This window comes from Rhizobium sp. 01L410 (assembly GCF_056400165.1).
Window position 1 is genome coordinate 18,501 of sequence record NZ_JBFTST010000010.1, and the last position, 19,528, is coordinate 38,028.

General features: G+C 61.5%; 17 protein-coding genes. 3 read left to right on the forward strand and 14 right to left on the reverse strand.

Features of this window, described 5'->3' with window-relative positions; genetic code table 11:
* Nucleotides 1–7: 7 nt before the first annotated feature.
* Complete coding sequence (locus tag AC1DV9_RS20915; RefSeq protein WP_477949900.1) at nt 8–1,204, reverse strand: SGNH/GDSL hydrolase family protein; 1,197 nt, start codon at nt 1,202–1,204, stop codon at nt 8–10.
* Nucleotides 1,205–1,291: 87 nt separating this feature from the next.
* Nucleotides 1,292–2,515 (reverse strand): lytic murein transglycosylase, encoded by a 1,224-nt coding sequence (locus AC1DV9_RS20920; RefSeq protein WP_477949901.1) that lies wholly within the window; start codon nt 2,513–2,515, stop codon nt 1,292–1,294.
* 200 nt (nt 2,516–2,715) lie between these two features.
* On the opposite strand from AC1DV9_RS20920, the gene galU reads away from it, so the two are divergent.
* Entirely contained in the window at nt 2,716–3,603 is an 888-nt protein-coding gene (gene galU / locus AC1DV9_RS20925; RefSeq protein WP_112385532.1) for a UTP--glucose-1-phosphate uridylyltransferase GalU, read from the forward strand.
* A 3-nt stretch (nt 3,604–3,606) separates the two neighbouring features.
* On the opposite strand, the gene AC1DV9_RS20930 is transcribed toward galU, so the two are convergent.
* Nucleotides 3,607–5,178 carry an outer membrane beta-barrel protein gene (locus AC1DV9_RS20930; RefSeq protein WP_477949902.1) on the reverse strand — a complete coding sequence of 524 codons (1,572 nt, stop codon included), beginning with the start codon at nt 5,176–5,178 and terminating at the stop codon, nt 3,607–3,609.
* A gap of 145 nt (nt 5,179–5,323) precedes the next feature.
* On the opposite strand from AC1DV9_RS20930, the gene AC1DV9_RS20935 reads away from it, so the two are divergent.
* Complete coding sequence (locus tag AC1DV9_RS20935) at nt 5,324–6,319, forward strand: KpsF/GutQ family sugar-phosphate isomerase (RefSeq protein ID WP_112518078.1); 996 nt, start codon at nt 5,324–5,326, stop codon at nt 6,317–6,319.
* On the opposite strand, the gene AC1DV9_RS20940 is transcribed toward AC1DV9_RS20935, so the two are convergent.
* From AC1DV9_RS20940 to AC1DV9_RS20975, 8 genes are all read right to left on the reverse strand, one after another.
* Nucleotides 6,320–6,775: an NfeD family protein gene (locus AC1DV9_RS20940; RefSeq protein WP_112385529.1), complete on the reverse strand. Its 456-nt coding sequence runs from the start codon at nt 6,773–6,775 to the stop codon at nt 6,320–6,322.
* 3 nt (nt 6,776–6,778) lie between these two features.
* Nucleotides 6,779–7,789, reverse strand: coding sequence for an SPFH domain-containing protein (locus tag AC1DV9_RS20945; RefSeq protein ID WP_477949903.1), 1,011 nt, complete (start codon nt 7,787–7,789; stop codon nt 6,779–6,781).
* A 102-nt stretch (nt 7,790–7,891) separates the two neighbouring features.
* Entirely contained in the window at nt 7,892–8,926 is a 1,035-nt protein-coding gene (gene hemH / locus AC1DV9_RS20950; RefSeq protein ID WP_477949904.1) for a ferrochelatase, read from the reverse strand.
* Between the two features lie 126 nt (nt 8,927–9,052).
* Complete coding sequence (locus AC1DV9_RS20955) at nt 9,053–10,924, reverse strand: 5'-nucleotidase C-terminal domain-containing protein (protein WP_477949905.1); 1,872 nt, start codon at nt 10,922–10,924, stop codon at nt 9,053–9,055.
* A gap of 212 nt (nt 10,925–11,136) precedes the next feature.
* The gene (omp10, locus tag AC1DV9_RS20960) at nt 11,137–11,505 is read right to left on the reverse strand and encodes an outer membrane lipoprotein Omp10 (RefSeq protein ID WP_112385525.1); all 369 of its coding nucleotides are present in this window, start codon (nt 11,503–11,505) and stop codon (nt 11,137–11,139) included.
* A gap of 168 nt (nt 11,506–11,673) precedes the next feature.
* A complete protein-coding gene (locus tag AC1DV9_RS20965) occupies nt 11,674–13,128 on the reverse strand; it encodes a homospermidine synthase (protein WP_310297144.1) in 1,455 nt (484 codons plus the stop codon).
* A 135-nt stretch (nt 13,129–13,263) separates the two neighbouring features.
* Nucleotides 13,264–14,169 (reverse strand): heme-dependent oxidative N-demethylase family protein, encoded by a 906-nt coding sequence (locus tag AC1DV9_RS20970; protein ID WP_477949906.1) that lies wholly within the window; start codon nt 14,167–14,169, stop codon nt 13,264–13,266.
* Nucleotides 14,170–14,216: 47 nt separating this feature from the next.
* Nucleotides 14,217–14,501, reverse strand: a complete 285-nt coding sequence (locus AC1DV9_RS20975) for a YciI family protein (protein WP_477949907.1) — start codon at nt 14,499–14,501, stop codon at nt 14,217–14,219.
* Between the two features lie 130 nt (nt 14,502–14,631).
* Between AC1DV9_RS20975 and AC1DV9_RS20980 the strand changes: the two genes are divergently transcribed.
* Nucleotides 14,632–15,537 carry a GGDEF domain-containing protein gene (locus AC1DV9_RS20980; protein WP_477949908.1) on the forward strand — a complete coding sequence of 302 codons (906 nt, stop codon included), beginning with the start codon at nt 14,632–14,634 and terminating at the stop codon, nt 15,535–15,537.
* Here the strand turns inward: AC1DV9_RS20980 and AC1DV9_RS20985 are convergent.
* From AC1DV9_RS20985 to AC1DV9_RS20995, 3 genes are all read right to left on the reverse strand, one after another.
* Entirely contained in the window at nt 15,534–16,160 is a 627-nt protein-coding gene (locus AC1DV9_RS20985; protein ID WP_477949909.1) for an aminotransferase class IV family protein, read from the reverse strand. The genes AC1DV9_RS20980 and AC1DV9_RS20985 overlap by 4 nt on opposite strands.
* The gene (locus AC1DV9_RS20990) at nt 16,157–17,263 is read right to left on the reverse strand and encodes an aminodeoxychorismate synthase component I (protein ID WP_477950037.1); all 1,107 of its coding nucleotides are present in this window, start codon (nt 17,261–17,263) and stop codon (nt 16,157–16,159) included. Before AC1DV9_RS20990 ends, AC1DV9_RS20985 begins: the two co-directional genes overlap by 4 nt.
* Nucleotides 17,264–17,568: 305 nt before the next feature.
* Nucleotides 17,569–19,422 (reverse strand): M3 family oligoendopeptidase, encoded by a 1,854-nt coding sequence (locus tag AC1DV9_RS20995; RefSeq protein WP_477949910.1) that lies wholly within the window; start codon nt 19,420–19,422, stop codon nt 17,569–17,571.
* Nucleotides 19,423–19,528: the final 106 nt, after the last annotated feature.

A 19,528-nucleotide genomic window follows, 5' to 3' on the forward strand; every position in this document is an offset into this window, starting at 1 on the left:
GCCCTTTTTATTTTGCGGAAACCTGCTTCGGTTCCTTGGCGGCGGGAAGCCTGTAATCATCGACGCGGCCGGCGGGCGCCTGTTCGACCATGCCGTCCTGCACCAGAATGTCGCGTGGCGATTTCGTCAGCGATACCGGCGGTGCCTTGGCGCCGAGCAGTTCGGATCCACCGTCGAGATTGGGATCGGAGAGGCTGATCGGCTGCGTGTGCGGCGCGTTGGGTTCCGGCAGGCCGAGGCTCGGCAGGTTGCTGGTGTCGAGGCGCACCAGGTCCGGGCTCGCCTGGGTGCCGAGAATGCGGCGTGCCGGCTTCTCGACATAGAAGGCAACCTTGCGGCGCCCCGCCTGCGTCAGGTTGATGCCGTCGGAGGTGCGCAGGCGTACCTGCTGGCCGTTGATATCCGAACCGGTGACGATGAACTCGCCACCCTCGTTGACGAAGCCGTCCCAGATGTCGACGAACTCGCCGCCGGCACTTTCGATCTGTTTTCGGAACAGCTGGTTCATCTGCACGGCATCCGCCGTCATCGAATCCGAATCGAAGGCCGGGAGACCGACCCAAAGCAGCGGGATCTTGCGGCTTGTCACTTCCCTGCCGAAATTCAGCACACGCTTCTGGTATTCGGCATACCATGCGTCGGTCCGGAATTTCTCCTTGGTGCCGTTGATCGCCATCTGCTGGCGGTCGTTGGCGCCGATCATCACGACGACGATGGCAGGCTTCACCTCGTCCATCATCTTCAGCAGTTGTTCTGGCCAATCGTAGTAGTCGTCACGCACGAGGCCTGAGGAGACGTTGCCGCGGGCATCGATGACGACGCCGGGAGAGGTCTTGAAGGCTTCGGTCATACCATCGCCGAGGCCGCTTGCCAGAAAGTCGCCGACGATCAGGATCTTCTGGGCATTTTCCTGCTTCTGAACGACGTCCTCATCGGGCACGGGCGCCACGGCCTTTGGCGCAGCCGCTGCCTTGGGCGGCGCAGTGCGCTTCTTCTGCGGGCGGGGCCGCTGGACATCGGGCGCTGGCGGATATTCTTCTTCGACGGCGCGGCGGCCGAGGAAGAAATCGAGGATCGAGCGACGCTGATAGCGCTCCTGTGCGTCGGCAAAATGGACAGGCGCAGTCACACCGAACGACAGCGCCAACGCAGCCGTCAGCAGCGTTCGTCCGCCGAGTTTCCGCTTGTGATCAGACTTCCGCATGGTCATGCCCCGCATCTCACGCCATTTTCGCATGGAGTGGGCGCAATCGTCCACTCACAACGCGATTTGTGCCGCGGATTCTTCCTGTTAGCGCCGCAGCGCGTTCAGAAGAGGAAGCGAAGGCTCGCCATCCGTCTGCATGCCGAGACGCTGCTGGACTGCCGAAATGGCCGCTTTCGAGCCGGAGCCGAAATTGCCATCGACTTCGCCGTCGTAATAGCCGAGCGTCTTCAGACGGGTCTGGAGCTCGAACTTTTCCTTCACATCGAGCGTACCATCTGGCCGCGGCCAGCGCTGCTTCATGCCGCCATAGCCGGCGATCTCGTCGGCAAGCAGACCGACGGCGAGAGCATAGCTGTCGGAAGCATTGTATTTCTTGATGGTGAAGAAGTTCGAGGTCATAAGGAAGCCGGGGCCGCCCGGGCCGCCCGGCATTTTCAGCTGCGCCTTGGTGGAGGCGTCCTTGAAGCTTTTGCCGTTCGGACGGGTCAGGCCCATCGCGGCCCATTGCGCCAGCGTGTGGGTCTTACCTGCCTGCTTGGCAGCACTTGCGGGAACCTGGACTTCGTAGCCCCAGGTCTTGCCTGTGTCCCAGCCGTTCTTGGCCAAGAGGTTGGCCGAAGTCGCCAATGCGTCCGGAACCGAGTTCCAGATGTCGCGATGGCCATTGCCGTCGGCATCGACGGCGTAAAGCAGGTAGCTGGTCGGGATGAACTGCGTGTGGCCCATGGCGCCGGCCCAGGAACCGGTCATGCCGTCGGCGGAGATATCGCCGTTCTGCAGAATCTTGAGTGCGGCAATGAGCTGCTTCTGGGCAAATTTCGCCCGGCGCTCATCGGCATAGGCAAGCGTTGCCAGTGCGCGCGGCACGTAATGCAGGCGGTCGTCTTTGGCGAGCACGGCGCCGTAATTCGATTCCATCGACCAGATGGCGAGAATGATCGTCTTGTCGACGCCGAAATGGCGCTCGATGGCGTTCAGGGTCGAGGCGTGCTTTGCGGCCATTTTGCGGCCGATCTCGACTGTATAGGGGTTAACCCGGGAATCCACATAGTCCCAAATCTTGGTGGTGAATTCCGGCTGAAAAGCCGCCTTTTCAAGGACTGTAGGGTCGGGTTCGGTCACTCCCGCGAAGGCTTTGCGGTACGTTGCCTTGCTGATGCCATTTTGCGCGGCAGTTTGATAAAAGTCCGCGATCCACTTTTGGAACCGTTGGTCGGCGGCTGCGTTATGCGGAGCCAATCCGGCGGAAGCGGTCACAACGAGGGCGAGAGCAAGACCACGAAGGGAGTATTTGTGATTTTTGGTCATCGGCAGTCCGTATCCGTCATCTCTGTTACAAGTGCGGCGGAGGGGCATTCCGTCCGGACCCGAGACTACCGGAACGAAGTCAACAAATTCTTTACCATGACAACGTCTTCCCGTCATCATTTGTAAAACAGTAGCGAATTTAGCTTAATTCACCCCAAATAGCTTGAGTTCAAAGCGATAAGCCCCCCAGGAGGTTCTACGTGACGCAGCAGAAAAAGGTTCGTAAGGCGGTATTCCCGGTCGCAGGTCTTGGAACGCGGTTCCTTCCGGCAACCAAAGCCGTTCCGAAGGAAATGCTGACCGTCGTCGATAAACCGATCATTCAGTATGTGGTCGACGAGGCGCTGGAAGCGGGTATCGAGCATTTCGTGTTCGTCACCGGCCGCAACAAGCACATCATCGAAGACTATTTCGACATCCATTTCGAGCTGGAGCAGACGCTGCGCGAGCGCAGCAAGAAAGCCGAGATGACGCTGCTCGCCGGCCAGCTGCCGAAGGCTGGTACCGTCAGCTTCACCCGCCAGCAGGAGCCGCTCGGCCTCGGCCACGCCGTCTGGTGCGCCCGCGAGATCGTCGGCGACGAACCGTTCGCGCTGCTGCTCCCTGACATGATCATGAAGGCCGAGGGCAAGGGCTGCATGAAGGGGATGATCGATCTCTATGCTCAGAGCGGCGGCAACATCATCGCCGTCGAAGAATGCGAGCCGGATCAGACGCACAAATACGGCATCGTCGGTGTCGGCGAGGCGATCGGTGAAGGCTTCCGCATCACCGGCATGGTCGAAAAGCCTGCCAAGGGCACCGCACCGTCGAACTTCTTCATCAACGGCCGCTACATCCTGCAGCCGGAGGTCTTCAAGATTCTCGAAACCCAGGAGCGTGGCGCGGGCAACGAAATCCAGCTGACCGACGGCATGCTGAAGCTTCTGACGTCGCAGGATTTCGCAGGCTATCACTTCAAGGGAACGACCTATGACTGCGGCGCCAAGGATGGCTTCATCCTCGCCAACGTCGCCTTCGCGCTCGACCGTGCGGATATCCGCCCGACCGTCGAGGACGGCTTCAAGGCTCTGCTGAAGGGTCTTTAAGACCTAGCGCTTCAGCCGCAAACCGACACCGGCTCGCCATTGCTGCGAGTCGGTGCCTTCATCCCGCGTCGTCAGCTCGTAGCCGAGAGTGCTGGTGAGATCGAGATAGCGGTTGATGTTCCAGATGAGACCGGCACTCGTCGTATAGACCGTCTCATCGCTGCTCGCTCCGGCCGGATAGTCGCGCAGCGTCACCCCACCCAGAACCGTTGCCTGCAGGTTGTCGCGCAGCTGATGCGTGATCGTCGTCGTCAAGGCGTGCGAGACATAGCCGCTCAGCCCCGGCGTCGTGGAAGGCTGGATGCTGGTCTGCAGGTCGAAATTGACATTGGTACCGCGCAGCGGCGACCAGAGGATATTGGCGTCGACAGTCGCCGTATCGATCGAGGCCAGGCGGTCGTCGTCGAAACTTGCGGTTTCGTATCCGGCGCTGACTTCGCCCCTGAGCTTCTCGCCGAGATCGACCTGCACGCCGGCCTTGGCGCCGTAGCTGTTGCCGGAGCGGGCGTAGCCTGAGCTGTCGCGGGTCTCGTCGTAGGCGGTCTTGCCTACAGTGCCCTCGATGAAGGGGATGAGTGCCGGGGAGAGCTCGTAGCCGATGCGGGCGCGGAAGGTGCCGGCGGTCTGGTCGCGGTCGCTGAGAGAAACGTCCGTGCCGTTTGCCAGCGTCACGTCGGAATAGATGGTCCTGACGACATCGAGTTCGGTGGTGCCGCGCAGCACGCCGAAGTCGCGCTCGATTGAAGCACCGGTGCTGAATTCCTGAACATTCGACTGCTTGCTGGCATCGGAGATGGCGTTCGGATCGTCGGTGTCTTCACGGTAGAAGCGGTAGCCGCCCTTCAGATGCGCGACCGTATCCTCCGGCAGATCGAGGCGCAGATCGCCGTCGATCTGGAAGGAGGGCTGCTCTTCGCCTTCGCCGCTGATGTTCTGCTGCCAGCTGCCCTGGCTGGTGACGGTCAGCTGGTGCAGCGCCCAGTCGGATGTGAGCGTCGCGTTGCCATCGGTCTGCAGGAAGCCGCGGCTTTCCTTGGTGCCATTTTCCTTGGTCGTCTCGGTATTGATCGACTGCGTAATCGACGGGCGCAGGATGAAGGTGCCGACGCGGATGCCATCGGTATCCTTCTCGGTCAACGCATCGTCGGCCTTGCGCGGCAGACGGCGTTCGTCGATCGCCGGTTCGCGGGTGTTGAGGCGGCGCATGTCCTCGTCGAGGATCGAGCCTGTCGTCTCGTCGCTCGGCTGCTGATCGCCTGATGCCGTCGTGGATGACGTGCCGTTCTGCTGGGCGGCGCCGGTCTGGGTGCCGGTTGCGGTGTCATCGGGGGAGGGCACGCCGGGCTGGCCCGGATCCGGAACACCATCGCCATCCAGGTCGGCCGCCTGTGTCTGCTGGTCGCCGGTGTTGCCGCCGGAAGAATATTGGGAGGAGGATGTGCCGCTGCGGTAGCTCTGCGACGATTGGGCGAATGCGGCCTGCGGCAGTGCTGCGGTGGCCAGGAGAACGGCAGACACGGCAAAGCGCGTCGCACGGAGCGGCGTCAAACTGCTCGTATCACGTTCCTTGCCCATTCAGAATCCGCGTGTGGCATGCTTCAACTCGTTACCTGAAAGTAAAACGTCATAGTTAATCATTCGTTTAGACTGGTGCCTTCGGGCCGTCGTTTCGACCGAGACAGCAATGGACAGCCACAGTGAAAAGCGCTAACGCAGGCTCATGATGAGGAAAGCTGTCAATCTGGCCGAGAACAGTGTGCTGGAATCCGCGAAGCGGACCATCACGACGGAACGGCGCGGTCTCGAGGCGCTCGAGCGCGCGCTCGACAACGGGCTTTCCGGCCCATTCTCCCAAGCGGTCGAAACGATCGGCGGCATTAGTGGCCGGGTGATTGTGACGGGCGTCGGCAAGAGCGGCCATATCGGCGCCAAGCTGGCTGCGACATTCGCCTCGACAGGAACGCCTGCCTTCTTCGTACACGCCGCCGAAGCCAATCACGGCGATCTCGGCATGATTGCCAGGGACGATCTGGTTCTGGCGATCTCCAAGGGCGGCGAGAGTGCTGAGCTTCGCAGCATCATTTCCTATACGCGCCGGTTTTCGATCCCGCTGATCTCGATCACCTGCGGCGCGGAATCGTCACTCGCCAAGGCCTCGGATGTGGTGCTTCTCGTTCCGAACGAGGAGGAAGCCTGCCCGAACGGTCTCGCGCCAACCACCTCTACACTGATGCAGCTGGCAGTCGGCGATGCAGTGGCGGTAGCGCTGCTTGAGGCGCGCGGGTTCACGGCGCGCGATTTCCATGTGTTTCATCCCGGCGGGAAACTGGGTGCCAGCCTGGCGCATGTGGGTGACATCATGCATACCGGCGAGCGCGTGCCGCTGGTGCCGCAGGGCACGCCGGTGCCGGATGCGATCCAGGTTCTGTCGCGCAAGCATTTTGGCTGCGTCGGCATTCTCGATCAGGACGGCCGGCTTTGCGGCATCGTGACCGAAGGGGACATGGCGCGCAATCTTACGCGCAACCTCGCGGAACTTGTTGTCGATGACATCATGACGCGGACGCCGAAGGTGGTGAAGCCGAGTGTACTGGCAACTGCTGCCTTGGCGCTGCTCAACAAGCACCATATCGGCGCGCTGATCGTCGTCGATGACGACAACCGGCCGGTCGGGCTCATCCATTTCCACGATCTCTTGCGGATCGGCGTCGCCTGATCAGGCGGCCTCAACCGTCAGGTCGCGGCCATTGCTGGCAACGACCTTGACGCGGGTGCCGACCGGAAGGTCAGGCCCCATCACCTGCCATATCGTATCGTCGAGACGAATCCGGCCGCGTCCCTCGCGGATCGGCTCGGCCAGCGTTGCCGTGCGGCCGACGAGGCTTGCGCCGCGCTGATTGAGGAAGGGCTCGTCCGTTGCGTCGTGGCGCAGCGTCAGCTTGCGGCCAACGAAAGTTGTCGCCACGGCAAAGGCCGCGAAAAGGATCAGTTGCACTTCCCAGACCCAGAAGCCTGCGTCCCATAGGAGAAGCGAAAGGACGCCGACGGCGAGCGCCGCAAGGCCGATCCACACCAGGAAGAAGCCGGGCACGATCATCTCGGCGGCAAGCAGGATCAGACCGATCACCCACCAGCTCCACGGGCCAAGCTCTGCAACGATGCGTGCCAGCATGCGTCAGCGCTCCGGGTTCTGGTTGAACGGGTTTACGGGTGGCGTGCTGCGCTGGGTGACCTGGCGGGAAGGCTGCGGGGCGGGTGGGGTGCTGCCGTCGCCGAAGACTTCCTTGGCGATGGCGCCGATGCCGCTCAGCGAGCTTAGAATGGAGGACGCCTCGATCGGCATCAACACCACCTTGGAATTGGGGGCCGAGCCGATCGACGTCAGGGCTTCTGTGTATTTCTGCGCCACGAAGTAGTTGATCGCCTGCACGTCGCCGGCGGCAATCGCTTCGGACACCATCTTAGTTGCCTTGGCTTCGGCTTCGGCTAGGCGTTCGCGCGCTTCGGCGTTGCGGAAGGCGGCTTCGCGCTGGCCTTCGGCCTGCAGGATCGCCGACTGCTTGGCGCCTTCGGCGCGCAGGATCTGGGCGTTTCGCGAACCTTCGGCTTCGAGAACCTGGGCGCGCTTCTCGCGCTCCGCCTTCATCTGGCGGGCCATGGCATCGACGAGATCACGGGGCGGCTGGATGTCCTTGATCTCGACACGGGTGACCTTGATGCCCCAGGGGTGCACGGCCTCATCGACGACGCGCAGCAGGCGGTCGTTGATCGCGTCTCGGTTGGAGAGCAGCTCGTCGAGATCCATCGAGCCCATCACTGAGCGAATGTTGGTCATCGTCAGGTTGAGGATGGCGTTTTCCAGGTTGGAGACCTGATAGGCGGCCTGCGCGGCGTTCAGCACCTGATAGAAGGACACGGCATCGGCGGAAACCGAGGCATTGTCCTTGGTGATGACCTCCTGGGTCGGCACGTTCAGGACCTGTTCCATGACATTCATCTTGGCGCCGACACGCTCGATGAAGGGAGTGATCAGGTTGAGGCCGGGCTCCAGCGTCCGCGTGTAGCGGCCGAAGCGCTCGATCGTATAGCGATAGCCCTGCGGCACCGTCTTGACGCCCGCAAAGAGCACCAGAATAACGAAGATGACGAGTGCGATGACGACGATGTCGAAGCCGCCCAGGACCATGAAATTCCTCCACCGGTTGTTGCCGGAATATCCGGCACACATCAAACGTGGAGACTTATCCCGTTATTTGCAATGATCCGCAACAAAAAGCCGCTGGCTGGGTCAGACCCAGCCGAGAAGCTCACGCCGCACCACCTTTTCGAGCACGCGCATACCGTCTTCGCTGTCGTTCAGGCAGGGAATATGCGCGAATTTCTCGCCGCCGTTCTCATGGAAGGAGTGGGCTGCCTGCTCGGCAATCTCTTCCAGCGTTTCGAGACAGTCGGACACGAAGCCGGGGTTGAGGACCGCGATCTTCTTGACGCCGTCCTGCGCCAGCTTCTCGACCGTCTTGTCGGTATAGGGCTGCAGCCACTCCTCAGGGCCGAAGCGGGACTGGAAGGTGACCATGAACTTGTCTCTCGACAGTCCGAGACGCTCGCGGAGCAGCCGGCCTGTCTTCTGGCACTGGCAGTAATAGGGATCGCCCTGCTTGAAGTAGGACATCGGGATGCCGTGGAAGGAAGCAAGGATCATCTCCGGCTTCCAGTCCAGCGTGGCGAGATGGTTGGTCACCGAGTTGGCGAGCGCCTCGATATAGGTCTCGTCGTCGTGATAGTCGGGGATCGTGCGCAGGGCAGGCTGCCAGCGCATGGTGAGCAGCTTCTGGAACGCCTTGTCGTTGACCGTTGCCGTGGTTGCTGCCGCGTACTGCGGATAGAGCGGGAAAAGCACGATGCGGTCGCATCCGGCGGCCTTCAGGCTGTCGATCTTCGAGGCGATTGACGGATTGCCGTAGCGCATCGCCCAATCGACGACGACGTTGGGAATGTCCTTCAGGCGCTTGGCCATCAGGTCCGACTGGCTGCGCGTATAGGTGCGCAGGTAGCTCTCGTCCTTGTCCTTGTTCCAGATCAGCTCATAGGCCTTGCCGACCTTGCCGGGGCGGGTGTTGAGCACGATGCCGAACAGGATCGGGTACCATTTCCAGGGCGACCATTCGATGACGCGCTTGTCGGTCAGGAATTCCTTGAGGTAGCGGCGCATCGAGGAATAGTCGGTGCCATCCGGTGTGCCGAGATTGACGAGCAGCACGCCCACCTTGCCAAAGGTCACGGGCGGGTGTTCCGCCGGGCGGTTCGAAAGTTCAACGGTCATTCTGGCCCCAACGCTCTCATGTCTTCGCCGGCTCATACGCAGCCGGACGCGATCGGTTCAACCCTATAAGTAGAAAAGCCGGCCCGGGAAACCCCGGACCGGCTTTCGAGATCGGGACAAATCGTCTTACTTCGCCGGGAGCTTCAGCTCCTCGCCGACAACAAGGCGGCGCGGGTTCGGGCTGCCATTGGCTTCGGAGATCTTCTTCCAGAGTTCGCCATTGCCGTAGAACTGCTTGGCGAGATCCCAGAGCGTGTCGCCAGCAGCAATGACGTGGCTGGCGGGCGTTGCCGCTGCCGGAGCAGCCGCAGCCGGTGCCGCAGCGGGAGCGGCGGCCGGTGCTGCTGCCGCTGGGGCCGCAGCAGGCGCTGCCGGTGCGGCGGCACCAGCGGCTGCGATCGCCGTCACGCGTCCGTCGGTATAGGGCTTGTAAGGGTTATGTGCCGTCAGGTATCCGACGGTGACATCGGCAAGATCGGGGCCGAAGTCGTAGGCATTCTTGCCTGCTGTTTCGAAGATCGAATAGCCGTCGCCGCCAGCGCGCATGAAGTTGTTGGTCGCAACGCCGTAGGTCTTGGCCGGATCGATGGCGACGAAATTATCGCCGTCCTTAACCTGCACATCGCTGACGCGGCTGCCGACCGGCTTGGAGACGTCGAAGCTGTATTTCAGACCGGCAACCTGCGCGAAGCGGCCGGCACCCTGATCGATCTGGCTGACACCGTTTTCGAGCGCCTTGACGACGTCGGCACCGGTCAGCTGGAAGGTGGCCAGCGTATTCTGGAAGGGCAGAACGGTGATGACCTCGCCCTGGGTGACTTCGCCGCCATCGATCGAGGCGCGCAGACCGCCGCCGTTCTGGATGGCGATCTGGACGCCCTGGCTCTTGGTGCGGTCGAGCATGGCATCGGCGACGAGATTGCCCATCGAGCATTCCTGGACGCGGCAGATGGTGCGATCACCCTCGATCGGACCTTCCGACGCGCCGATAACCTTCTTGCGCAGGTCTTCGATCGGCTTGGCAAGCTCGGCGATGCGGGCAGTGAGCGCGGGATCCGGGGTGAAGGAAGAATCGATCAGGATCGGATCGCCCTTGGCGCTCTTGACGACGCCGTTGTCATCGAAATCGACGACGAGATCGCCGAGATACTTGCTGTAGGATGCCGCCTGAACGACCGGAACCTTGTAGCCGCCCGGGTTGTCGACCAGCGTCGGATAGGGGCCTTCGGCCTTCGGATCGGTGTTCGACAGCAGGCTGTGCGAGTGGCCGCCGACAACGACGTCGACATCTGGGATCTTGGCGATCGCCGAGAGATCGCGCGGGTAGCCGACATGGGTCAGCGCGATGATCTTGTTGATACCTTGCGCCTTCAGGTCCTGAACGGCTGCGGTGATCGAGGCGACGTCGTCGGCGATCAGCACCTTCGGGCCGGGCGAGGAGAGTTCTTCGGTGTCGTTGGTGACCGCGCCGACGATGCCGATCTTCTGGCCACCGACATCGAGAACCAGCGATGGCTTGATGCGGTCGCCGAGCTTCGAACCGTCGCCGGCAAGGACGTTGGCCGAAATGACCGGGAACTGCACTTTGTCGAGGAAGGTGGCGAGGCCGTCTTCGCTGTCATCGAATTCATGGTTGCCGACGGTCATGACGTCGAACTTCATGGCGTTCAGCACTTCGGCTTCGGCGGCACCCTTGTAGGTCGTATAGAACAGCGAGCCCTGGAAGTTGTCGCCGGCGTTGAGCAGCAGCACGTTCTGGCCGGAGAGGGCCTGGCGGCGCTGGTCGATGGCGGTCTTCAGGCGGGCGGCGCCGCCGAAGCATTCCTTCTTGCCTTCTTCCTCGGCAGAGCAGGTGGAATCGAACTTGTTGATCGATTCAATGCGGGAATGGAAATCGTTGATGTGAAGAATATTGAGCTGATAGTCGGCGAAAGCCGCGCCCGTGCTGAGCGCCAGCATGGATGCCGTCAGCAGACCGAAACTAAAGGATTTCGTCATCCTGTTCTCCTGATTTTCCGGCGGCAGCGCTTACCCCTGGCTGTTTCGCCGATCCCTCTTAGCCGTTTTCACCCGGCGCGCCGGATGTTTTCATCTCACCTGCGCAACCGCAAGCGAAAAGCTGGGCCAATGCCCGCGCTTTCCAAGTGGCGGTAAACAAAAAAGCTCCCGTGAAGGGGAGCTTTTCATTTTCGGCAATCGGTGAAGTGTGGTTACAGGCTGCGTGTGAGCGTGAATTGCGCGCCGGCATCCGAGGTGCAGTTCAGCTGGCCCTGATTGACCAGTGCGCAGTTGACCTTGGACTGGGTCTTGCGCACCAGCGAGGTCATGTTGATTTCCACCAGAGACGGTCCGGTGTTCACATAGGTGCCGGATGCCAGCAGCTGGTTGCTGTCGGTCGTGCGGGTGGTGAAGGTGCCAGCCTGGAAGGTCGATACGATGCCGTTCGGATCGCGCCATGCGCCTTCGACGCCCGTTGGCGCGGCGCGGGTGGAAACCGGCATAGGACGGGGATCAGAGGAAACACAAGCTGCGAGCGCTGCTGCTGCAGCCGCGAGCGCGGCAATATTTCTCAACTTCATAAAGCTTCTCCGGCGATTGGCGGCGGACCATATCCGCAAGTTCTGGAAAAAACATGGCGCGAGGCGGCCGCCAAGGCAAGCCTTCTGCAAGCTGCAAGCGAAATTACACAGCAGGCGTTACAAAAATGCCCGCCTTTCGGCGGGCATTTTGTCTCTGCCGGTTCGCGATTACGTGCGAACCAGGATGTTCTTGAACTGCCACGGATCCTTGGTGTCGATGTCCTCGGGGAAGAGGCCCGGGCGGCCATCGAGCGGGGTCCAGTCGGTGTAGTGTCCTTCGACCGGGCCGAGGTAAGGCAGCTGCACTTCGAGGCAGCGCTTGTAGTCGATCTCGTCGGCTTCGACGATGCCGGCCTTCGGGTTTTCGAGCGCATAGACCATACCGGCGAGAACGGCCGAGGTGACCTGCAGGCCGGTGGCGTTCTGGTACGGCGCGATGCGGCGGGTTTCTTCGAGCGACAGGCGCGAGCCGAACCAGTAGGCGTTCTTCTCGTGGCCGTAGAGCAGCACGCCGAGCTCGTCGATGCCTTCGACCAGTTCGTCCTCGTCGAGAACGTGGTGCACGGGCTGCGCCGTGCCGCCATTGCCGAACATCTCATGCAGCGACAGAACGGCGTCGTTTGCGGGATGATAGGCGTAGTGGCAGGTCGGGCGGAAGGTCACTTCGCCGTCCTTGTCGCGCACCGTGAAGTAATCGGCGATCGAGATGGACTCGTTGTGGGTGACCAGGAAGCCGTATTGCGGGCCAGGCGTCGGGCACCAGGTGCGCACGCGGGTGTTGGCGCCCGGCTGCTCGAGGTAGATCGCTGCCTTGTTGCCCTTCTTGTGCTTCTTGGCGTTCTTCGGCATCCAGTTTTCGTGGGTGCCCCAGCCGAGTTCCGCCGGCTGCAGGCCTTCGGAGATGAAGCCTTCGACCGACCAGGTGTTCCAGAAAACGTTGAGCGGCTTCGGGGTCTTGGTGAGCTGCGTATCGCGCTCGGCAATGTGGACGCCCTTGACGCCAAGCTTCTTCATCAGCTTGGCCCAGCCTTCGCGGTCATGCTGATCCGGCTCTTCGAACTTCAGGCCGGTGTCGTTGGCGAGGTTGACCAGCGCCTGCTTGACGAACCAGGAAACCATGCCCGGGTTTGCACCGCAGGTGGAAACGGCCGTTGCGCCGCCCGGGTTCTTTTCCTTTTCCTTGCGCACGGTTTCGCGCAGCGCGTAGTTGGTGCGGTCGGCGTTCTTCATGCTCTTGTCGAAATAGAAGCCGAGCCAAGGCTCGACGACGGTGTCGATGTAGAGAACGTCGAGCTTGCGGCAGAGCTTCATCAGGTCGAGCGAACCGGTGTCAACCGAGAGGTTGACGCAGAAGCCCTGGCCTTCGCCTTCGGTCAGGAGCGGCTTCAGCAGGTCCTTGTAGTTGTCCTTCGTCACATATTCCTTGATATGACGGACGCCGTGCTTCTTGAGGATTTCCATGTCGCCCGGCTCTTCGCGCGGGTCGATGACAACCAACCGGTTCTTGTCGAACTTGAAGTGGCGCTCGATCAGCGGCAGCGTGCCGCGGCCGATGGAGCCAAAGCCGATCATGACGATCGGGCCGGTAATTTCGGCATATACCGGGTGGTTCTGTTCCGTCATTCTTTTCTCCTGTGGAAGGCGACGAAGGCGATAGCCTCAAGAATTCTTCAAAATGCGCTGAAAATAAGCGAAGTGACCGGCTCTAACCATAAAATGGCGTCACAATAAAGAGCGTTTGGTCCGGGAAAGCAAATATCAGGCGGGGGCCAGCTGCTGTGCAAGGCTGTGCAGCTTCTGCACGAGGTCAGCTTTCTGCAGCGTCAATCCCTTGTAGGCGGCCTGATGTTCGTCCAGCGCGTCGAGTTGTGACGCGAAGCTTGAGGCGAGTTCTGCGGCCCGCGGGTGATGCTCGATCGCGACAATCGGATCGACATAGACGCGGATGGTGAAGACGATATCGCCGGAAACGGGAAGCTTGCGCAGCGTCTGCCGCTCGACGCGGGCGAAGCGTTCTGCGAGCGTGAAATCGTCGGCAGAAGGCGGGCGGCGGTGCTTGGAGAGCGGCAGGAAGAGATCGCCTGTCGTGTTGACCGACCAGTTCATCCGCTCGACCGGCTGGGTGACCTGCAGATTGTCGAAGATGCGGGTGATCAGCGCGGCGTTGCGCGTGCCTTCGCTGAAACCGGGCACATCCGCATGGATCGCATGCATCGGACGGCCGAACTTTTCCTGCAGCGACCAGGAAGACGGGAAGGAGACGTGGCCTGCGACCAAATGCCAGCCATCATCCTTGCGGCGCATGATGACGAGATCATCGGCAACAAGGAGGCCGGCTCTCACCAGCGGCGGCAGTGTGCTGTCGGCGAGATCAACTTTGGTGCCCACCGTTTCGATAACGCTGCCGTGGCGGGCATACAGATCGGGATGGGCAGAGCAGAGATAGTCCGCAAGCAGCGCCAGACATTCTTCCTGTGCCGCCAGCGTTTCGTGTTCGGCGACAAACACGTCCTCGCGATGGGCACCGATGAGGCTGCGCTTCTCGCCGAGATAGCGCGCCAGATCGGCATCAGGCTCGATCCACCTGCCGATATCGAGCGGCATCAGACCGATGGTGAACGGCCTGGATGATCCATCATAGGGTGTGTAAGCGCGAAGTTTCATTGTCAGGAAACTGCCGGTTTGCCGGATTTGATGCAAGAGTAAAGCGTTTACCCCTTCAAAGCTTCCAATCCCTCATTGACCGTCGTCAATGCCACTTCCGTCACCTCATACTCCGCAACGCCGTGCACCGTGAAAGGATCGGCCGCGACATAGGCTTCGATCTCGGACCGGTCGCCAGTGGCGAAAATCACGCCGCCGGTGCGCGGGACCTTGCGGCCGGAGGCGAGGAACCAGCCTTTTGCATAGCCTTCCTTCACCCAGGCCATGTGCGTCTCCATGTGTTTGTCGGCCTCCTCGTTGGGCTTCACGTAGGTGAGGGAGAGAATGAACATGTTCCGATCCTGAAAGCTGTGTGCCGTTATGAGGCTGTTGATAACCGAAATGGGACTGGTCCATCCATCTTCTTTTTAGACTTTCGCCGCAATGTGCCACACATCGCCACAGCACGCCCGGGACCATCGGATGACCCAGATATCGGAGCGGCTTGCGGAGTTGCAGGAAGAAAGTGCCGTGCTGATCGGGCTCTACGATCAGGATGACCGTTTGCAATATGCGAACGCCGCCTTTCGCTCCATCTTCGCCATCGAGCCGGACGAAACGCCCACATGGGCCGAACTCATGCGCCGCAACACCAAGGCCGGACGCGGTACGATCATCCGTACAGCCGATTTCGAGGCTTGGCTGATTTCGGCGCAATCGCGCCGCGGCAAGCTGCCGTTCCGCGCCTTCGAGACCGATGTCGTCGATGGCCGCTGGTTCTGGATGACGGAGACGGTTCAGCGCGACGGCTGGATGCTCTGTATCGCCAGCGACATCACGCATATGAAGACCAGCCAGCGCGATCTCCGGCAGGATCGCGACTTCGCACTGAAAGCATCGCAGACCGACGAGCTGACGGGCATTTCGAACCGGCGTTTCATGATGGCGGCGGTTGAGAACATGATCCTGCGGCAGGGTTCGGCCATGTCTATCAGTGGCTGCATGTGCATCATCGATCTCGATTTCTTCAAGCGGATCAACGATAGCTTCGGCCATCAGGTGGGGGATCTGGTGCTGATCGATTTTGCCCGCCGCGTCCAGCCGATGGTCCGTCGCCGCGACAGTTTCGGGCGGATCGGCGGCGAGGAGTTCATGCTGGTTTTGCCGGATACGACGCTGGAACAGGGGGAGAAGATCATCGACCGGGTGCTCGACCGTGTCCGCGTTGCGCGGCCGCTGCTGGCTTCGCCGGCATTTTCCTATACCTGCTCCGCCGGGCTGGCAGAGCTCAGGATCGGCGATACGGTGCAGCAGATCTACGCGCGGGCGGACGAGGCACTCTATGTTGCCAAGCAGAGCGGCCGCGATCGGCTGAAGATCGTCGCCTAAGGCAGGAGCATGGCGGAGATCAATCCGCGCAGCGAGTTGCCCATGTAGAGCTTGCCGGCGGCGACATCGGCAAGACCGATGCGGCCAACGCGCGCCTTGCGCTGGCAGATCAGCTCGGTGCGCAACACGCCCGCCAGCAGACCGCAGGAGATCGGCGGCGTGCGCAGAATGCCAGAGCCGTCATCGAGGAAGACCGAGGTAATGGTACCCTCGCAGACCTCATCCTTCTCATTGAGCATCAGCACTTCGTCGGCATCAGCAGCTGCATATTCCGCCCGCGCCGTCTCATAGACCTCGCGGCGGGTCGTCTTGATGCGCAGCAGCCTGTCGCTGCTATCAAGGCGCCGGGTGGCCAGCTTCACTCTCCAGATGGTGTCAGGCGCCAACGGCACGAAGGGGGCGCTGGTCACCTCGATCCGGCCATTGGCGTCGAAGGTCAGCCGGACACGGAGCGGGGCCGCCGCATCGCGAACCGCCTCTTCCAGAGCTTCCGCCGCAGCCCGAGGAACGGGAAAGCCGATACGGCGGGCAGAGCGTTCGAGGCGGGCGAGATGAAGTCGCAGCCGAATGAAACCAGCCTCCGGTTCCCAGCGCAGCGTCTCGATCAGCGAGAAATCGCTCATCGGGCGATCTCCTGGTCGCCGATCGCAAACCGCGCCTTCAACAGGCACTCGTCATATTCGGCCTCCGCAGTGGAATCGAAAACGATCCCGCCGCCGACATTGAAGACGGCGCGGCCGTCCTCGAAAAGACTGATGGTACGGATGGCGACGGAGAAGCGCATGGCACCCGAGGGGGCGATCATGCCGATGGCACCGCAATAGACATCGCGCGGCTGGTCCTCGAGATCGTCGAGGATCTGCATGGCGCTGAGTTTGGGGGCGCCAGTGATCGAGCCGCAGGGGAAGAGAGCGGCGAAGATATCGCGGATCGTCAGATCGGGAAGCAGCTTCGCCTGCACATGGCTCACCATCTGGTGCACCGTGGGGTAGCTCTCGATGTCGAAGAGTTTTGGCACGTCGAGCGTGCCGACCTCGGTGATGCGCGAAATATCGTTGCGCAGGAGATCGACGATCATCCGGTTTTCGGCCTGGGTCTTCACATCGGCCAGCATGGCAGCTTTGATGGCTTCATCCTCTGCCGCATCGGCCCCGCGCCGGGCGGTGCCCTTCATCGGATGCGTCTCGATCCAGCCGTCCTCATCGGTGCGGAAGAAGAGTTCCGGCGAGCGCGAGAGTATGATCGGACCGCCGAGATCGGCATAGGCGCCGTATTTGACCGGCTGGCGCTCGATCAGCGACCAGAAGGCGGCGAGCGGATCGCCGTTCCAGCGTGCCTCAACCGGCATCGTCAAGTTTGCTTGGTAGCAATCGCCCTGGCGCAGATGCCAATGGAGGCGGTCGAAGCGGGTCTTGTAGGTATCGAAATCCCAGCCGGCTTTCGGGGCTGTCAGGAATTCCTCGTTGTCGCTGCGGCGCACCGGCTGCGACAGGGGTTGGTCATCCGGTGCCGGGCGGTCGAAGACGCCGAAGCGGAGGAGTGGTGACTGGCGATCGGCGGGGAGTTTGGGGGCGAGCTTGTCTTCGAAGAGGTAGCCGGCCTCATAGGAGATGTAGCCCGCCAGCCATTTGCCTGCGGCTTTGGCGTCTTGCATTCGCTGCAGGGCAGGGAAGAATTCGGCTCGGTCGTTCGCGATTATGGTTTCGGATGGCTCGGCGAAGAGCATCGTCTGTTCTGTAGTGTCGTCGCGGAAGAGGATGAATGGGCTCAATTTACGCCTCCCTCATTCCTGTGCTTGTCACAGGAATCCAGTGCGCCCAAGTCCTTGGGCGCGAAAGACTCCCTTCACGGCGCAGACGCGCCGTGGCTGGATTCCTGTGACGAGCACAGGAATGAGGGAGTGGGTGGGTTGGCGTCATTCGTTCTCTCTTGGACGGCAGCAAGGACGGCGTAACCCGCCTGACATGCGGAAAGCCGTCTCGCTGATCGCCCTTCGTCGACCTTCTCCCCGCGAGAAGGAGGCCTATCGCTTCAGCCCTTATCCAAAGCTTCCAATTCGTCGATCAGCCCCTCGATCATCGACAGTCCCTTGCTCCAGAACGACGGATCGGTGGCGTCGAGGCCGAAAGGCTTCAGGAGCTCGGAGTGATGCTTGGTGCCGCCGGCCTTCAGGAGCTCGAAATACTTGTCCTGAAAACCCTTGTCGGCCTTCTGGTAGACGGCATAGAGCGAGTTCACCAGGCAGTCGCCGAAGGCGTAGGCGTAGACATAGAAGGGCGAGTGGATGAAGTGCGGGATATAGGCCCAGTAGGTCTCGTAACCCTCGGAAATCTTGATCGCCGGTCCGAGGCTTTCGGACTGGACCGAGAGCCAGAGTTCGCCGATATCGTCGGAGGTCAGTTCGCCGGCCTTGCGCGCGGTGTGCAGCTTGCGCTCGAATTCGTAGAAGGCGATCTGGCGCACGACCGTGTTGATCATGTCCTCGACCTTCTGTGCAAGCATCGCCTTGCGCTCGCGCTTGTCGGCCGTCTTGTCGAGCAGGGCGCGGAAGGTCAGCATTTCGCCGAAGACGGAGGCGGTCTCGGCCAGCGTCAGCGGCGTCTGGCACATCAGCGCGCCCTGTCCACCGGCCAGAACCTGATGCACGCCGTGGCCGAGCTCGTGGGCGAGCGTCATCACGTCGCGCGGCTTGCCCATGTAATTGACGAGCACATAGGGATGAGCCGACGGCACCGTCGGATGCGCGAAGGCGCCGGGCGCCTTGCCGGGGCGAACCGGCGCGTCGATCCACTGTTCGTCGAAGAAGCGCCTGGCGATATCGGCCATCTCGGGGGCGAAGTTGCCATAGGCCGAGAGAACGGTATCCTTCGCCTCGTTCCAGGAAATGACGGCGTTCGAGGTTTCCGGCAGCGGTGCGTTGCGGTCCCAGAAATTCATCTGGTCCATTCCGAGCCATTTCGCCTTCATCTTGTAATAGCGGTGCGACAGCCGGGGATAGGCCTGCTTGACGGCGGCAGCCAGGGCATCGACCACTTCGCGCTCGACACGGTTGGCAAGGTGCCTGGAGTCGGCGATATCCTCAAAACCGCGCCAGCGGTCGGCGATGTCCTTATCCTTGGCGAGCGTATTGGTGATCAGCGTGAAGACGCGGATGTTGGTCTTGAAGGTTTCGGCCAGCGCCATCGCTGCCTTGTGGCGGGCTTCCGGATCGGGGTCCTGCAGCATGTTGAGCGCGACTTCGAGCGGCACCTTCTCACCGTCGATCTCATAGCGAAGCTCGGCCATCGTCTCGTCGAACAGGCGGTTGAAGGCGGCGGCCGATGTCATCGACTTTTCGAGGAAGAGCTGCTCCAGCTTGTCATCCAGCTGATAGGGCTTGTCCTTGCGCAGGTCGACAAGCCAGGGGCGGTAGTGCCCGGCGGCCGGGTCGTTTTCCATGCAGGCATCGATGACGGCGTCGTCGATGCGGTTCAGTTCCAACGCGAAGAACAAGAGGTGCCCGGAGAATTCGGTGACGCGCGCCTGCACGTCGCCATACAGCTTGCCGTTAACAGGGCTCGTCGTGTCGGAGAAATAGGTGAGGCCGGCAAACGAGCCGAGACGGCCGATGATGTCGTCGAGCGCTTCATATTCTTTCAGTGCCTGACCGATGCCATCGGCGCCGGTCTTGGTGGCGGCTTCGGCAAGCTTGCCTTTCCATTTCTCCTCGAAGGCGACCGCGTTCTTGCCTGCCTTTTCCATGTCACTGTTAAAGGCCGTCGAGGTTGCCGAAGGGTAGAGGTCCTGCAGTTTCCAGACCGGAAGGTCGCCGAGGGCAGCGTCGGCCGCGCCACCGGCAGATGTTGCCGAGAAATTAAGACCGGCAGCGTTGAGCGCAAGATTCATGGCGAAGCTCCTCTTCCTCATTCAAAACAGGTCTGACTACCTAAGCGCCGGAAGGTCCCGCATCAAGGGGCTTTCGGCGCGTTAAAGGCCCCGGTTCGATACGGAT

Coding starts and splice junctions, on each gene's coding strand:
- omp10 (WP_112385525.1), bottom strand. CDS start 11,505: ATGAAGTTGAGAAATATTGCCGCGCTCGCGGCTGCAGCAGCAGCGCTC.
- AC1DV9_RS20930 (WP_477949902.1), bottom strand. CDS start 5,178: ATGGGCAAGGAACGTGATACGAGCAGTTTGACGCCGCTCCGTGCGACG.
- AC1DV9_RS20995 (WP_477949910.1), bottom strand. CDS start 19,422: ATGAATCTTGCGCTCAACGCTGCCGGTCTTAATTTCTCGGCAACATCT.
- AC1DV9_RS20990 (WP_477950037.1), bottom strand. CDS start 17,263: ATGCTCTTCGCCGAGCCATCCGAAACCATAATCGCGAACGACCGAGCC.
- AC1DV9_RS20955 (WP_477949905.1), bottom strand. CDS start 10,924: ATGACGAAATCCTTTAGTTTCGGTCTGCTGACGGCATCCATGCTGGCG.
- hemH (WP_477949904.1), bottom strand. CDS start 8,926: ATGACCGTTGAACTTTCGAACCGCCCGGCGGAACACCCGCCCGTGACC.
- AC1DV9_RS20980 (WP_477949908.1), top strand. CDS start 14,632: ATGACCCAGATATCGGAGCGGCTTGCGGAGTTGCAGGAAGAAAGTGCC.
- AC1DV9_RS20970 (WP_477949906.1), bottom strand. CDS start 14,169: ATGAAACTTCGCGCTTACACACCCTATGATGGATCATCCAGGCCGTTC.
- AC1DV9_RS20915 (WP_477949900.1), bottom strand. CDS start 1,204: ATGCGGAAGTCTGATCACAAGCGGAAACTCGGCGGACGAACGCTGCTG.
- AC1DV9_RS20935 (WP_112518078.1), top strand. CDS start 5,324: ATGATGAGGAAAGCTGTCAATCTGGCCGAGAACAGTGTGCTGGAATCC.
- AC1DV9_RS20975 (WP_477949907.1), bottom strand. CDS start 14,501: ATGTTCATTCTCTCCCTCACCTACGTGAAGCCCAACGAGGAGGCCGAC.
- AC1DV9_RS20985 (WP_477949909.1), bottom strand. CDS start 16,160: ATGAGCGATTTCTCGCTGATCGAGACGCTGCGCTGGGAACCGGAGGCT.
- AC1DV9_RS20965 (WP_310297144.1), bottom strand. CDS start 13,128: ATGACGGAACAGAACCACCCGGTATATGCCGAAATTACCGGCCCGATC.
- AC1DV9_RS20945 (WP_477949903.1), bottom strand. CDS start 7,789: ATGGTCCTGGGCGGCTTCGACATCGTCGTCATCGCACTCGTCATCTTC.
- AC1DV9_RS20940 (WP_112385529.1), bottom strand. CDS start 6,775: ATGCTGGCACGCATCGTTGCAGAGCTTGGCCCGTGGAGCTGGTGGGTG.
- AC1DV9_RS20920 (WP_477949901.1), bottom strand. CDS start 2,515: ATGACCAAAAATCACAAATACTCCCTTCGTGGTCTTGCTCTCGCCCTC.